We start from the raw sequence: 13,121 nt of genomic DNA, 5'->3' as shown, positions 1-13,121 counted from the left end.
CGCAGGTCGAGATCGATCTTTCCGAATGAACGACGACTCTGCAATCAGCGCGGAGCGGACACGAGCCTGAGCAATTCATCCACGGAGCGGGGCAAGTCGCCATCGCTCGGCAGCAGCCCCAGGTCTTTCAAACCGCTGGCGACCTGGAATATGTTGGGCAGCCGCAAACCACTGCGCTCGCAGAAATCGGCCTGGCCGAACACGGCGTCGGGCGCGCCCTCCATCAGCACCCTGCCCGCGGCGAAGACCGCGACACGGTCGGCCAGGGCGTAAGCGACATCCATGTCATGCGTGGCGAGAACGACGGCGATACCCTTTGCCGCCAACGTATCGAGCGTTCTCGTCAGATCCTCCACCCCCTCGGATCGAGCCCGGCAGTGGGTTCGTCGAGAAGCAGAACCGACGGCGACATGGCGAGAATCCCCGCGATCGCCACTCGCTTCCGCTGGCCGAAACTCAACATGTGTGTCGGACGATGCGACAGGTCCGAAATTTCCATCGCGTCCAGAGCATTTGCGACCCGGAGCCGGGCCTCGTCGGCGGACAGACCGAGATTGAGAGGTCCGAAGGAGACGTCCTCGAAGACCGTGGCGGCGAACAATTGATCATCGGGATCCTGCAGGACCAGCCCGACCTGTGATCTGAGCAGCGTCAGGCCTTTGCGGTCATAGGCGACGGGCTCGCCATTCAACAGGACCTCGCCTGCGGAGGGTTTGAACGAGCCATTTAGGAGCGACATGAGGCTCGATTTTCCAGCGCCGTTGGCTCCCAGGATGACGAGCTTCTGCCGCCGCACGATGCGGAGCGAGACGTCATCCAGCGCGCGCGTGCCATCCTCGTATCTGAACCCGATTTTCCGAGCTTCGAGTATCATCCTATCCACCGTGACAAGACGTAGAAAACCAGAAGAATCATGCCGATCACCAGCAGTCTGATGCGCGACGCGGGTTTCTCCACGGAGATAAAATCCAGCCGGCCCGTATAGCCCCTGGCGGCCAAACCCGTCTCCATGCGCCGAGCGCGCGCGAAGACGCGCGGCAGCAGAGACGCGAGCAACAGCCCGTTCGATTTCAGCATGCGCCGTTTTCCTGTGTAACCCAGTCGAGCATCGAGCGATTGCCGACCGGCGTTCAGACAATCCAGCAAGACCCAGATGATCCGGAACATCACCATGGCGATATCGCATATTTCCGCGTTCAAGCCCTTCCGCTGCAAGAGTTGAAGAATACTCGGAAGCGGCGTGGTGAGCGCGAGAAACAGCAAACAGCAAACACAGGCGCTGCTTCTGAGAGCGACGAAACAGGCTTGGCCAATTCCCTCGTCGGAAACCAGCGCGATGTGAGGGACGTATCCGACCACTGTCACGGAAAAAGCTGCGCCACGCCGCCGGTTGCGATGAAGAGCAGCGGGATCCGCGCCGCGCCGGCTATGTCGCGCCAAGCTATACCGGCGCCGAAATGCGTCAGCGCCAGCATCGCCAGGAGCACGGCGGCCTGTGTGGACCATCCCGCCGACAAGAGCGAAAGGGCCATGACGCCCAATGAGAGAAAGAGCTTCTCGCCAGCGGCGTGACGCCGCCAGCGATTGGTCTGCGCACAGCGATCGATCGCGCGCATGACTCAGTGCGAATCGGAACGCTTGGCCGGCGATGTGCGGCGTCCGAAATAGAACCCGATCAACCCGGCGCCGATCGCAGCCTGCAAGGCAAACAACAGGCTTTCGATTTCGCCGCTCGGCGGTTCCCAAAGCGGCGTAGCCCATGGCTGATAATCGGGTCGGATTTGCGTGATGACCGCTTCGGCCTCGCCATCGGAGCCGCCGAATTCGGCGTCTCCGCCGTGATGGATGACGAGCGGCAGAATTGCCAGGACGATGACGGCCAGCAGGAGCCATAGATTACGTTTCAGCATGATCAGGCCTTCGCGTTCAGGATATTGAGTGCATTCATCTCGCCGCGGCTGTAGCGCTGCAGGAGATTGTACACGATCACGGTCAGCAGACCCTCGCTGATGGCAAGCGGCACCTGGGTCAGCGCGAAAATGCCGAGAAACTTCGCCGCGGCGCCCGCCATGCCGGAGACCGGATCGGGGAACGCCAGCGCAAGCTGCAGCGACGTCGTCACATAGGTGGCGAGATCGCCGAGCGTCGCGGCCAGAAAAATCGCGATCGCGCCGCTGAATCCTGCTCCGGACACCCCTTTGAAGATGCCATAGGCGACGAAGGGACCGACGATGGCCATGGAGAATATGTTGGCGCCCAGCGTGGTCAGGCCGCCATGGGCGAGAAGAAGCGCCTGGAACAACAGGACGATCGTCCCGAGAACCGTCGTCACCGTCGGCCCGAACAGCGACGCCGCAAGCCCGGTGCCTGTCGGATGGGAGCAACTGCCCGTCACAGACGGGATTTTCAAAGCCGACAGGATGAACACATAAGCGCCCGAAGCCGCCATCAACAGCTTGATCTCGGGCTTTTCCCGGACGAGCTTTACAATGCGCCTCGCCCCATAGATCACGAATGGCGCGGACACCACGCCCCAGCCAACCGCATGCGCGGCCGGCAAATATCCTTCCATAATATGCATAACACGCCCTCAACCACGCCCACCGCGCAGCTTGATAAAGTCGCCACGGAATGTCGTGGCCCAGCGATGGCAGGTATCCTGGCTCGCGGGTCATGGCTCGATCCGCCTTATCAGCCGACAAGCAGCCAATGGCATAATGGATGTCGCTCACCGCTCACAGTTGCGGGGGCAGCCACGGTCTCGGCCCCTGATGGGTAGTCCTCACCGTGTTCCCTTTTGATCCACCCTTCTTCAAGTCAGGCGGAACCATCCCGGAAATCACTATGCTCGACTCGTCGAAAACACAATATCTAAACGTCAGCAGAATGAATTCGGGCCTGCGCGAGCCGTCTGGAAACGCGCGACATTCCACACCGCTTCCCGAAAGCGGGTGACGAGACGAGTAAACTGCGTCGGACAAAGGCGCGTCTAGCGGGCGACGGCTCGATCACGCGACGGGCCCCGCCGGTCCATATGGTGCGCAAGCTCTTCGACGTGTTCGATGGCCAGCATGATCGTCTCGACATTCACCGGATTGGGCATATTGCCGAGATGAGGAGCCGTCAGGGTCCAGCGAGCGAGGTCCTCGATCTCCGCCTTGGTTGGATCGCTCATGCCGAGATCGCCGAGCGACGTGGCGAGACCGATCGAACCGTTGAAGGCGACGAGCGATTGGAGTTCGCCCCGGCGGCCTTCGGCCGCGAGTTGCACCAGCGCGCCCCAGGCGACATGCTGGCCGTGGATCGCGTCCTTGGCGCCCCTGGCTTTCACCAGGCCGCGGGTGAGGCTGTGGGCCAGCGACAGCCCGCCATTTTCGAAGCCGAGGCCGCTCATCAGGATCGTCGCCTCGATCGTGTCTTCGAGGGCTTGGGTCACTCTGCCCGCGTCGAGATCCATCATCGCGGTCTGCGCAGAGCGGCGCAGCGTCTGATAGCAGGCGTCGGCGATAACCGCGGCCGAGACGAGCGGTCTCGTGCCGAAGGGTGTGACACCGCTGCCGTTCAGGCAGCCTTCAGCCTCGAATTTCTTGGCGACGGCGTCGCCGATTCCGGCCAGCAGGAAGTGCCGCGGCGCCCGCGCGATGAGGGTCGTATCGACGATCACGGCTTCCGGAGAACGGGCGAGACGATCGACCGAGATCATCACGTGATGATCGTCATACATGGCGATGGCGCTGCTGGTCGGGCTGTCGTTGGAGGCGATGGTCGGCACGGTGATCACGTCGAGGCCGAGCTTGCGCGCCAGTCCCTTGGCGGCGTCGAGCGATTTTCCGCCGCCGATGCCGATCGCAAGTGAAGGACGTTGACCTGACAGCGCCGCCTCGAGCGCGTCGATGGCGGGATAGGTGATCTCGCCGGAAAACGGCAGGATGATCGGCGTCAGTCCTTCCGCCGCCAAAAGCGTCTCGAGTCGATCCTTGAGAAGATCGAGCACGAAGGCGTCGGCGATGATCGCCGGGTTGGTCCCGAACGGCCTGGCAAGGCGGCCGAGCTCATCCAGCGCGCCCGGACCCTGAAGATAACGATGCGGTCCGCCGAAGATCCTGAGGCTCACTTGACCAACTCCATCAGCCGATCGACCCCGAGCCCGTTCTGGCTATAATGCCGGCGGGCGGCGGCGAGTTTGGAAATACGTCTTCATAGCCGAGCGCCACGCCGTCGGGGTCGACATAGACGTAGCCGCCGGTGACATGAAACAGCGTGATCATCTCGCCGACATCCTCCGGCACGACCAGCGTATGCGTTTCGCCGGGCGGCTCGAAGGCGTAGCTCATCGGCGTCGCCTCCCAGTCATGTTCGAGATAGCGCCAGCGCCCCCGCAGCGTGAAGGCGTGAACGGGGCCGCTATGGCGGTGCCGCGACAGCACGCCCGCTTTTCGAACCCGGAGCAAATTGACGTAATAGCCCTGGCTCAAAGACAGCACGAGCGGCCGGAACGAGACGCCCTCGGCCTGCGGGATCCAGAGGCGCTCGTCAGCGTCGAGGTCGAGGCCGTCGCCCAAAAAGATGTCCGACATCATTCCGAAGGGTTGCGGCTGGCGATAGGCGATCTTGCTCGCATCCATGCGGGCTTCCGGGCGCGGCGTGTCAAGGTTCGTGGTCATCGCGTCGCTCCTCAGTCGAGCGGGAAGGCGTCGGATGGCGCCCCCAGGAACAATAGCCGCCGTCGACCGGCAGCGTGATCGCGGTGATGAACTTGGCCCTGTCGGAGGCCAGGAACACCATGGCCTCGGCGATGTCTTCGGCCGTGCCCATCTTGCCCATCGGCGTACGGCGACGAATGCGCTTCTCGTCGATCTTGCCTTCGGCGATGAGCTTTTCGGTGAGCGGCGTCATCATGTAGCCGGGCGCCACCGCGTTGACGCGAACATTGTAAGGACCCCATTCGCAGCCCAGCACCTGGGTCAACATGCCGATGCCGGCTTTGGCGGCGGAATAGGCGGTGCGGACCGGCAGGCCCATCAGCCCGGCGATGGAATTGAGATTGAGGATCACGCCCGACCGTTGCGCGATCATCGACGGCGCCACAATCTTAGAGACGAGATAGGTGCCGGTCAGATGCACGTCGATCAGGCGCTGCCAGTGACTGAGCGTCTGATCCACCGTGGGCGTGAAACTGTCGGGCATGCCGGCATTGTTGACGAGAATATCGATGCGTCCGAAGCGGGCGAGCACCGTCTCCACCATCGCCTTGACCGCCTCTTCGCTGGAGACGTCGCCGCTCACGGCGAAATGCTTCTCGCCCAGCGCCGAGGCGGCCGCTTCGGCGGCCTCCAGGCGCAGGTCGTTGATGACGACGGTCGCGCCTTCGCGCGCAAACGCGGTAGCGGTGGCGAGGCCGAGGCCGCTCGCGGCGCCGGTGACCAGGGCGATCCGGTTTTCGAGTTGCATGACCGCCTCCTCACTTGCCGTCGACGATGGCGCGGATGAAGCGCGGCGTGTCGACGCCGTATTTCGCCTCGAGATATTCTTGCGAGCCGCATTCGAAGAAACTGTCTTCGAGGCCGATCTTGACGAGCGGCTTGACCATGCCGGCCTCGTAAAGCGCCTCGACGACCAGCGACGTCAGCCCGCCCGAGGTCTTGTGGTTTTCGGCGACAATCAGGCGCTCGAAGCGGCGCGCAAAATCCAGGACGCCCGCTTTGTCGAACGGCTTGATGGTGGAGACATGCAAGACGCCGGCGTCGACGCCCTGCGCCTGAGCGGCTGTGGCGGCGTCCAATCCCCGCGCCGACATATAGCCGGTAGAAATGATCCCGACATCGCGGCCCGGCCTGAGCACCTTGGCTTTGCCGAGTTCGAAGCGATAGTCGGCGTCGAGTTCGACGGGCACCTTGCCGCGCAGATTGCGGACATAGACCGTGCCGGGAATGTCGGCGACGGCGCGCACCACCTGCTTGAGTTCGGTGGCGTCGCAGGGTCGATGATGGTGAGATCGGCGATCCCGCGCATCATGTTGAGGTCTTCGGTCGCCTGATGGGTCGCGCCATAGCCGTTGACCAGCCCCGGCATGCCGGCGAAGATCTTCACATTGGCCATGGAATGGGCGCAGGCGATCGCCACGAAATCATAGGCGCGGCGCGTGATGAACACCGAATAGGTGGTGCAATAGGCGATCTTGCCGGTCTTTGCGAGCCCGGCGGCCATCATGATCAGGTTCTGCTCGGCCATGCCGACATTGAAGAACCTCGTGGGATGAGCGTCGCGAAACGGCAGGATATCGCTGTAGCGGCCCATGTCTGCGGTCAGCCCGACGATCTCCGGCCGCTCCCGCGCCAGTTCCGCCAGCGTATTGCCGAAGGGGGCGAGTTCGGTGACCTTGCCGGCGACGTCGACGATTTCGCCCATGCCGCGCGTGCGGCCGCTCACGGTCTGTGTCTCAGGCATGTTCTCTCTCCAGTTCGTCGATCAGCGCGGTCCATTCGGAATTGTCGATGCGCACGAAATGCGCCCGATCGCGGGCCATGATGGTGGGCACGCCCGCGCCGGGCGTGGTGCGTTGCACGATGCATTTGGGCTTACCGTTGGGTGTTCTCAGCCTGGCGAGCGCGTCGACCAGCGCTTCCATGTCATTGCCGTTGATCTCCAGCGTCTCCCAGCCGAAGGCGGTCATCTTGTCAGCCACCGGCTCGATCCGCACCGTCACGGGGCCATCGGCCTGGATGCCGTTGCAATCGATGATCGCGACGAGGTTGTCGCATTTGAAGGTGGCGCCGCCCATCGCGGCCTCCCAGGTCGAACCTTCCTGCAGTTCGCCGTCGGAGAATTCGCAGAAGACGCGACCCGAGGAGCCGTCGAGCCTGAGCCCGAGCGCCATGCCGACCGCCTGGCCGAGGCCGTGGCCGAGCGAGCCGCCGACCATTTCGACGCCGGGAATATCGTCGAAGGTGCTCATCGGCAGCCGCGAGCCGTTGAGGCCATAGGTCGTCAGTTCGTCGGCGGAGAGGATGCCGGCTTCGGCCAGGACCGCATACATGGCAATCGAATAGTGGCCGGTGGAGAGGACGAAGCGGTCGCGCTCCTTCCACTGCGGATTTTCCGGATCGTAGCGCATTTCATGGAAGTAGAGCGACGCGAGGCAATCGGCCATGCCGAGGCCCTGGGCGATATAGCCTTCGCCCTTGCCGCTGGCCATGGCCATCATCTTGCGCCTCAAATTCAGCGCGCGGCCTTTCAGCGCCGCGATGTCGGGCGCGGCGGGGGATGGTTCAGGACTGCCATGAAGGAAACTCCTCTGAATGCTAAAGGGCGAGCCCGGGTCGAGCCCAAGGCTTGGCGACCAGACGGCCGCTGCTGGAAAGGGTGATGAAGGCGGTGAGCATATCAGGCCCGCCGAAACAGAGATTGGTGGTGTAGGGGTCGGGCATCGAAACCCGCTCGACCTCAGCGCCCTCAGGCGAGACGACGACGACGCCGCCGAAGCGCAAGGTGGCGATGGCGATGTTGCCGTCCGCCTCCACCGCCAGCGAGTCGTAGCGCTGGAAGCCCGGCAGCCCGGCCGCCAGATCCCCGCCTGTGGGCGACGGCCAGTCCGGCTTTGCGACTTCGCCGGGCGCGGTGATCCGCCAGGACCATAGCCGCCCTGACGACGTCTCGGCGACATAGAGCCTCCCGCCGTCCGGCGAGAGCCAATGCCGTTCGGGCCGATCAGCGGGAAGGCGATCTCGCGGATGAAGCTGCCATCGGTCTTGGCGTAATAGACCGCGCCGAATTCGAGGCTGCGCCCCTTCCGGTGGCCATGATCGGTGAAATAGAAACCGCCATGCCGGTCGAAGACGATGTCGTTCGGCGCCGACAGGGCAACATCGCCGCAGCGATCGTAAAGTCGTTCGACGCGGCCGCTCGCGGGATCGACCCGCTCGATGCGACCACCGGAATAATCCGCGGCCTTGCCGACCGGCCTCAGACCATCGGGACCGCGGATCCATTCGAAGCCGCCATTGTTGCAGACATAGAGAAAGCCGTCGGGCCCGAGCGCAAGGCCGTTCGGCCCGCCGCCGGTTTCGGCGAGCGTGGTCTTGGCGCCGTTCGCGGCCACATGGGTGAGGCGGCCGGAGGCGATTTCGGTCAGAACGATCGCGCCGTCCGGCATCAGCACCGGGCCTTCCGGAAAGGCTAGTCCGTCGGTGAGAACCGTAAGATCCGTCATCCTGCGACCTCCGCAGGCATGGAGACGCCGAGCGCCTGGGCGAGGCCCGCGACGTCGTCGACGAGATGGTCTGGCTCGAGCTGAGCGAGTGTCTCGCTCGCGTAAAACCCGTAAGTGACGGCGACGGCGTCGAGACCGGCGGCGCGGGCCGCCAGCACATCTTGCGGGCCGTCGCCCACATAGATGGCGTCGGACCCGTCCGCCCCAGCCTTGTCGAGGCCGAACAGAATGGGCGCCGGATGCGGCTTGCGGTCGATCGTATCTTCCGCTGTGACGATGACCTCGAAAGCGTCGGCGGGAATATCGGCGACCTTGAGATCGATCAGCGTGCGCTCCAGCCCCTTGTTTGTAACGATCGAAGGCTTGCGGCCGGACTGGCGCAGGCCGAGGATCAGGTCTCGGACGCCGGCGAAGACCTTCACCAGAGAGGCGCAGCGGGGATAGGCGGCGCGATAGGCGGCATGCAGGACTTCGACCTTGTCGGGCGCGACGCTTGCGAAGACTTCCGGCGGCCGCATGGCGAAAAGCTCGCCGACTGGAAAACCGGGCGGCGGAAACGGCGAGCCCAGTTCCTCGCGGAACACGATCGAATAGCACTCCGTCACCGCCGCGCGGGTGTCAACGAGGGTCCCGTCGAGATCGAAGAGGATGTGGGTCTTTGAGGACGCTGTCATGACGAGGCTTTCATGCTTTGCGGGCGCGATCGAGCAAGGCCGCGCGCCGCTTGTAGAGAGGGGAGATCCGCGCCGAGGTCGCGGAACAGCGGATAGGCGGCGCGGTAGCGCTCGGAGAGGCAGGGATCGGGCTGCACGGTTTCGGCGATGCGCACCATGGCGCGGGCGGCGTCTTCGAGGCTCGGATAGGCGCCCGAAGCGCAGGCCGCCAGAAGAGCGACGCCCAGGGCGCCGGTCTCCTCCGCCTCGGGCGACGCCAGCGGCCTGTTCATGGCCGCGGCACAGATTTCCCGCCAGAGACGGGAGCGCGCCCCGCCGCCTGTGATCAGAATTTCGTCGACCGGCGCATCGAGCGCGCCGTAGCAATCGACCATCGAAAAGGCGACGCCTTCCATCACCGCGCGGACCAGCGTTGCGGGCGACGTGTTGACGTCGAGGCCGAAGATCGAGCCGCGCGCATGGGGATCATGCCGCGGCGCGGTCATGCCCGACGTGTTGAAATAGGGATGGATGAAGAGGCCGTTGCCGAGCGGCGGCGCGGCGCGCGCCTCGCGTTCCACTTTTTCGAAACGATCATCGCCGGTGAAGGCTTTGGCGCCGAATGCCTCTACTATCCAGTCGAGGCAGAGCGAGCCGCCGCCGGTGTTGGACATGAGCCGCTGCCAGCGTCCGCCCGGCATCAGGAAGAGAAAGCCGACGCCTTCGGGCTGGAACAGCGGCGCATCGACGGTCAGATTGTTCATGAAGGACGTGCCGATCACCGTCACCGCCTGACCGGCGCGGAGCGCGCCGACGCGCCTATGGCGGCCGCCACCGCGTCGCCTGCGCCTGTCACGACGGGCGTTCCCTCCAGAAGCTCGGTTTCGGCCGCCGCTTGCGCGCTCACCCTCCCGACGATCTCTCCGATTTCCAGAACCAGCGGCAATTTGTCGAAAGCGTCACTGACACCGGCGAGATCGAAAAGTTCGCGCGAGGGGCCGCGCGTGCGGATATCGCAGGGCAGGAAGGACAGATCGGATTCGTCCGTGGCGATCACGCCGGTCAGCCGGTAATTCACATAGTCCTTGGCGAGCATCACCTTGTCGATGCGCCCGTAGAATTCGGGATCGTTCTCCTTCAGCCAGGCGAGCAGCACCAGCGGCAGGCCGGGGATCGGCGCATTGCCGGAGATCTGGAACAGGCGATCTACGCGCCGATCCGCCTTCCATCGATCGAGAAGACCGGCGGCGCGGCTGTCGGGCCAGGCGATGGCGGGGCCGGCGGGATTGCCATGGGCATCTAACGCCCACAATCCGCCCATATGTCCGGAGACGCCGACGCCGACGATCTCGGCCGCAGCGATGCCGCTGGAGGCGAGAGCCTCGCGGATCGCGGCGGCGACATTGTCGTATGTGCCCTCCATATCCTCCTCATGCCATTCCGGGCGTGGGCGGAAGGAGGTGGTCGGGCGCCGCGCGGTGGCGACGACGCGCCCATCGGCGACATCGAAGATAGATGCTTTGGTGGTGGTGGTGCCCTTGTCTATGCCGAGAACATAGCTCATACCACGACCTCCAGACCTGTCTTGAGCGCGGCGCGACGCGCGGAATAGCGCCTGTAGACGTCGCGCGCGTCCTGATAGAGGCCGAACCAGTCGTCATAGTCTGCAGAGCGCTGGGCATCGGGCTCATAGCGCGCCGTCACCCTGTTGCAGCCCGCGGCTTCGTCCAGATCCTTCCAGACGCCGGTGGCGACGCCGGCCAGCATCGCGACGCCGAAGGCGCCGGATTCCTCTGCAGAGACGGTTTCGATCGGCAGCCCGAGCACGTCGGCGAAAAGCTGCGCCCAGAAGGGACTGCGTGCGCCGCCGCCTGTCAGCGTCAAAGTCCGCGGACGGGTGGTCATGGCATCGAAGCAGTCTCGGGTGGCGAAGCAGAGGCCTTCGTAGACCGACCGCAACAGGTGATCATAGGTCGTGTGGCTGCCCGTGCCGAAGAAGCCGCCGCGCGCCTGGGCGTCATGAAAGGGCGCGAGAACGCCGCTGCCATTGACATAGGGAATGAAGATCACGCCCTGGCTGCCGATCGGGGCTGACGCGGCTTGCGCGGCGAGCGCGGTGAAATCCGGCTTGCCGTCGGCGGTCAGAGGCGCGCCGAAGCGGTCGAGAAACCAGTCGAAGGCGATGGTGCCCGATGTGTTGGGCAGGATGCGGACATAATGGCCGCCGGGCATCGAGAACAGGAAGCCGAGCCCCTCCGGCGCCCGATCAGGACCTGCGGTCACGAGACTATTGAGGCAGCTGGTGCCGAGCACGGTCAGGGCTGCGCCGGGTGACAGCGCGCCGACGCCCAGCGCATTGGCGCAGGCGTCGCCCAGGCCGGTGACGACAGGCGTGCCCTCGGCCAACCCCGTCTGCTCAGCCGCCATGCGGGTGACGGTTCCGGCAATCGCCTCGGACGGCTGGATCGACGGCAGTTTCTCGATCCAGGCGGATGCGCCGCAGAGGTCCAGGACGTGGTTCGAGAATCCTCTCGCGTCGATGTCTCCGGGGACAAAGGAGACGTCCGACGGGTCTGTGCCGATGTCGCCAGTCAGCCGGAAGCGAAGATAATCCTTGGCGCAGAGAACATGGCGTGTGCCGGCGACGGTTTGCGGCTCGTGCTTCGACAGCCAGCCGAGCAGCATGGCGGTGATGCCGGGCATCAGGCCATTGCCGGAAATCGCGAAGATCTCCCGCATCTTTCCCGCGCGCTCGATTTCCATCTGTTCGGGCTGAGCGCGTTCGTCCGGCCAGCAGATCGCGTTGCGCGTCGGCCGTCCCTCGCCGTCGATCAGCCAGGCGCCGCCCATATGGCCAGAGATGCCGACGCCCTTGATGTCTTTGGCCTCGATGCCTGCGCCGGCGATCGCCTCGCGAATGACCGCCGCGGTCAAGTCCCAGGTCTGGTCGGGATCTTCTTCATGCCAGCCCGGCCGTGGCGACAGGACGCCGACGCGCCTCTGCGCCTGGCCGCGCGCCGCGCCCGCCTCGTCGAAGACCACGGCCTTGACGACGGATGTTCCCTTATCGATGCCTAGAACGAACTCCATCGCCGCCTCACGCGTAATTCGCCAGGAGACGGTCGACGATGGCGCCGCTCGCGCCGGCGGCGTGACGGACCGTGCGGCGATCCGCGCCCTCGAACACGTAAAGGCTGTCCTCCCGAACAGAGATTTCCACCGGCTCGTCGATGCCGAAGCGGCGGTCGGGCGCGGTCATCGCCTGCAGCGTCGTCTCCCCTGCCTGGACGGTGACCAGCAGGGAATCGCCGAGCTGTTCGGCGACATAGACGCGCCCCGAGAGCATCAGGCGCTTGCTGTCGCGCGCCATCTCGCCGGGCTTATGAACCGCGACCCCCGCAGGCCGCGCGCCGAGCGCCAGCTTGCGATCCGCGCCGACATGGCCGCGCACGAGATCCGGCAGGCTGACAGCCTCGCCGCCGCAGTGTCCCGACAGGGCAGCGTCGCCGCCAATCCGGTCGATCTCGAGCACATTCATCGAATGCAGGCCGAAGAACTGGGCGACGAAGGCGTTGACGGGGCGATTGTAGATTTCATCGGCCGAGCCGATCTGCTGCATGACACCGTCGCGCATCACCGCGATCCGATCGGTCATGGTCATCGCCTCGATCGGATCATGAGTGACGATGACGGATGTGGTGCCGAGCGAGCGCTGCAGGCGCTTGAGTTCGCCGCGCAGACGGGCGCGCAACAGCGTGTCGAGATGGGCGATCGGCTCGTCCAGGCAGAGCAGGTTCGGCCGGCGCACCAGCGCCCGGGCGATGGCGACGCGCTGCTGCTGTCCGCCCGACATCTGCGAGGCGCGCCGATCGATCAAATGGCGGATGTTGAGCATGTCGGCGACCTCGCCGACCTTGGCGTCGATCTCGCCCTTTGAGAGACCCCTGATACGCAAGGGGTAGGAGATGTTCTGCCGCGCGGTCATATGCGGGTAGAGCGCGTTCTGCTCGAACACCATCGCGACGTTGCGGGCCTGCGGCGTCTGGCGCTCCACGGGAACGCCGTCGAAGGCGATCGTGCCGGAGGTCGGCCTTTCCAGGCCCGCAAGCATGCGCAGCACCGAGGTCTTGCCGGAGCCGGAGGGCCCGAGCAGGCCGAAGAACTCGCCGTCGGCGATTTCGAAGGAGATGTCCTGTACGGCATGGACGACGCCGCCATACCATTTGTTGAGGCCAGAGAGGGTGACTTTTGCCATGGAA

General features: G+C 64.8%; 16 protein-coding genes, 2 pseudogenes and 1 riboswitch. All 18 genes and pseudogenes read right to left on the bottom strand.

The window, feature by feature from the left end; genetic code table 11:
* Positions 1-44: 44 nt before the first annotated feature.
* Complete coding sequence (locus H2O14_RS26865) at positions 45-356, bottom strand: hypothetical protein (protein ID WP_210275579.1); 312 nt, start codon at positions 354-356, stop codon at positions 45-47.
* Positions 344-874, bottom strand: coding sequence for an energy-coupling factor ABC transporter ATP-binding protein (locus tag H2O14_RS26860; RefSeq protein WP_210275578.1), 531 nt, complete (start codon positions 872-874; stop codon positions 344-346). The genes H2O14_RS26865 and H2O14_RS26860 overlap by 13 nt, the downstream gene beginning before the upstream one ends.
* A complete protein-coding gene (locus H2O14_RS22125; protein ID WP_182829599.1) occupies positions 871-1,365 on the bottom strand; it encodes a CbiQ family ECF transporter T component in 495 nt (164 codons plus the stop codon). The genes H2O14_RS26860 and H2O14_RS22125 overlap by 4 nt, the downstream gene beginning before the upstream one ends.
* Positions 1,362-1,616 carry a hypothetical protein gene (locus H2O14_RS22120; protein ID WP_182829598.1) on the bottom strand — a complete coding sequence of 85 codons (255 nt, stop codon included), beginning with the start codon at positions 1,614-1,616 and terminating at the stop codon, positions 1,362-1,364. Before H2O14_RS22120 ends, H2O14_RS22125 begins: the two co-directional genes overlap by 4 nt.
* 3 nt (positions 1,617-1,619) lie before the next feature.
* Positions 1,620-1,910 (bottom strand): energy-coupling factor ABC transporter substrate-binding protein, encoded by a 291-nt coding sequence (locus tag H2O14_RS22115; protein WP_182829597.1) that lies wholly within the window; start codon positions 1,908-1,910, stop codon positions 1,620-1,622.
* Between the two features lie 2 nt (positions 1,911-1,912).
* Positions 1,913-2,572 (bottom strand): energy-coupling factor ABC transporter permease, encoded by a 660-nt coding sequence (locus H2O14_RS22110; RefSeq protein ID WP_281410053.1) that lies wholly within the window; start codon positions 2,570-2,572, stop codon positions 1,913-1,915.
* A gap of 59 nt (positions 2,573-2,631) precedes the next feature.
* Positions 2,632-2,847: riboswitch (cobalamin riboswitch) on the bottom strand.
* Positions 2,848-2,989: 142 nt separating this feature from the next.
* Positions 2,990-4,114: a glycerol dehydrogenase gene (locus tag H2O14_RS22105; protein ID WP_182829595.1), complete on the bottom strand. Its 1,125-nt coding sequence runs from the start codon at positions 4,112-4,114 to the stop codon at positions 2,990-2,992.
* 13 nt (positions 4,115-4,127) lie between these two features.
* Positions 4,128-4,664, bottom strand: coding sequence for a 2,4'-dihydroxyacetophenone dioxygenase family protein (locus tag H2O14_RS22100; protein WP_312858690.1), 537 nt, complete (start codon positions 4,662-4,664; stop codon positions 4,128-4,130).
* Positions 4,648-5,451 (bottom strand): SDR family NAD(P)-dependent oxidoreductase, encoded by an 804-nt coding sequence (locus H2O14_RS22095; protein WP_182829594.1) that lies wholly within the window; start codon positions 5,449-5,451, stop codon positions 4,648-4,650. Before H2O14_RS22095 ends, H2O14_RS22100 begins: the two co-directional genes overlap by 17 nt.
* A 10-nt stretch (positions 5,452-5,461) precedes the next feature.
* Positions 5,462-5,797 (bottom strand): transketolase C-terminal domain-containing protein, encoded by a 336-nt coding sequence (locus H2O14_RS27935; protein ID WP_246697712.1) that lies wholly within the window; start codon positions 5,795-5,797, stop codon positions 5,462-5,464.
* Positions 5,798-6,021: 224 nt separating this feature from the next.
* A pseudogene (locus H2O14_RS27930) lies at positions 6,022-6,408 on the bottom strand (transketolase family protein); the annotation flags it as partial.
* Positions 6,409-6,439: 31 nt separating this feature from the next.
* Positions 6,440-7,204: a transketolase gene (locus H2O14_RS22085; RefSeq protein WP_182829593.1), complete on the bottom strand. Its 765-nt coding sequence runs from the start codon at positions 7,202-7,204 to the stop codon at positions 6,440-6,442.
* 97 nt (positions 7,205-7,301) lie between these two features.
* Positions 7,302-8,152, bottom strand: a pseudogene (locus H2O14_RS22080) (SMP-30/gluconolactonase/LRE family protein).
* 53 nt (positions 8,153-8,205) lie between these two features.
* A complete protein-coding gene (locus H2O14_RS22075; protein WP_182829592.1) occupies positions 8,206-8,883 on the bottom strand; it encodes an HAD family hydrolase in 678 nt (225 codons plus the stop codon).
* Positions 8,880-9,644 (bottom strand): xylulokinase, encoded by a 765-nt coding sequence (locus H2O14_RS22070; RefSeq protein WP_182829591.1) that lies wholly within the window; start codon positions 9,642-9,644, stop codon positions 8,880-8,882. The genes H2O14_RS22075 and H2O14_RS22070 overlap by 4 nt, the downstream gene beginning before the upstream one ends.
* 2 nt (positions 9,645-9,646) lie before the next feature.
* Positions 9,647-10,426: an FGGY family carbohydrate kinase gene (locus tag H2O14_RS22065; protein ID WP_182829590.1), complete on the bottom strand. Its 780-nt coding sequence runs from the start codon at positions 10,424-10,426 to the stop codon at positions 9,647-9,649.
* Positions 10,423-11,952 carry an FGGY-family carbohydrate kinase gene (locus H2O14_RS22060; protein ID WP_182829589.1) on the bottom strand — a complete coding sequence of 510 codons (1,530 nt, stop codon included), beginning with the start codon at positions 11,950-11,952 and terminating at the stop codon, positions 10,423-10,425. Before H2O14_RS22060 ends, H2O14_RS22065 begins: the two co-directional genes overlap by 4 nt.
* Positions 11,953-11,959: 7 nt before the next feature.
* The gene (locus tag H2O14_RS22055) at positions 11,960-13,117 is read right to left on the bottom strand and encodes an ABC transporter ATP-binding protein (RefSeq protein WP_182829588.1); all 1,158 of its coding nucleotides are present in this window, start codon (positions 13,115-13,117) and stop codon (positions 11,960-11,962) included.
* Positions 13,118-13,121 lie beyond the last annotated feature (4 nt).

Source organism: Rhizobium sp. G21 (genome assembly GCF_014158035.1).
Taxonomy (GTDB): domain Bacteria; phylum Pseudomonadota; class Alphaproteobacteria; order Rhizobiales; family Rhizobiaceae; genus Rhizobium_E.
Note: the sequence above shows the minus strand (reverse complement) of the source record. Positions and strands in the feature narration are given on the sequence as shown.

What these genes read in the sequence shown, in the direction of transcription:
- H2O14_RS26860 (WP_210275578.1), bottom strand. Translation starts at nt 874, where the DNA reads ATGATACTCGAAGCTCGGAAAATCGGGTTCAGATACGAGGATGGCACG.
- H2O14_RS22120 (WP_182829598.1), bottom strand. Translation starts at nt 1,616, where the DNA reads ATGCGCGCGATCGATCGCTGTGCGCAGACCAATCGCTGGCGGCGTCAC.
- H2O14_RS22115 (WP_182829597.1), bottom strand. Translation starts at nt 1,910, where the DNA reads ATGCTGAAACGTAATCTATGGCTCCTGCTGGCCGTCATCGTCCTGGCA.
- H2O14_RS22110 (WP_281410053.1), bottom strand. Translation starts at nt 2,572, where the DNA reads ATGGAAGGATATTTGCCGGCCGCGCATGCGGTTGGCTGGGGCGTGGTG.
- H2O14_RS22100 (WP_312858690.1), bottom strand. Translation starts at nt 4,664, where the DNA reads ATGACCACGAACCTTGACACGCCGCGCCCGGAAGCCCGCATGGATGCG.
- H2O14_RS22095 (WP_182829594.1), bottom strand. Translation starts at nt 5,451, where the DNA reads ATGCAACTCGAAAACCGGATCGCCCTGGTCACCGGCGCCGCGAGCGGC.
- H2O14_RS27935 (WP_246697712.1), bottom strand. Translation starts at nt 5,797, where the DNA reads ATGTCGGCGCGGGGATTGGACGCCGCCACAGCCGCTCAGGCGCAGGGC.
- H2O14_RS22085 (WP_182829593.1), bottom strand. Translation starts at nt 7,204, where the DNA reads ATGATGGCCATGGCCAGCGGCAAGGGCGAAGGCTATATCGCCCAGGGC.
- H2O14_RS22075 (WP_182829592.1), bottom strand. Translation starts at nt 8,883, where the DNA reads ATGACAGCGTCCTCAAAGACCCACATCCTCTTCGATCTCGACGGGACC.
- H2O14_RS22065 (WP_182829590.1), bottom strand. Translation starts at nt 10,426, where the DNA reads ATGAGCTATGTTCTCGGCATAGACAAGGGCACCACCACCACCAAAGCA.
- H2O14_RS22060 (WP_182829589.1), bottom strand. Translation starts at nt 11,952, where the DNA reads ATGGAGTTCGTTCTAGGCATCGATAAGGGAACATCCGTCGTCAAGGCC.
- H2O14_RS22055 (WP_182829588.1), bottom strand. Translation starts at nt 13,117, where the DNA reads ATGGCAAAAGTCACCCTCTCTGGCCTCAACAAATGGTATGGCGGCGTC.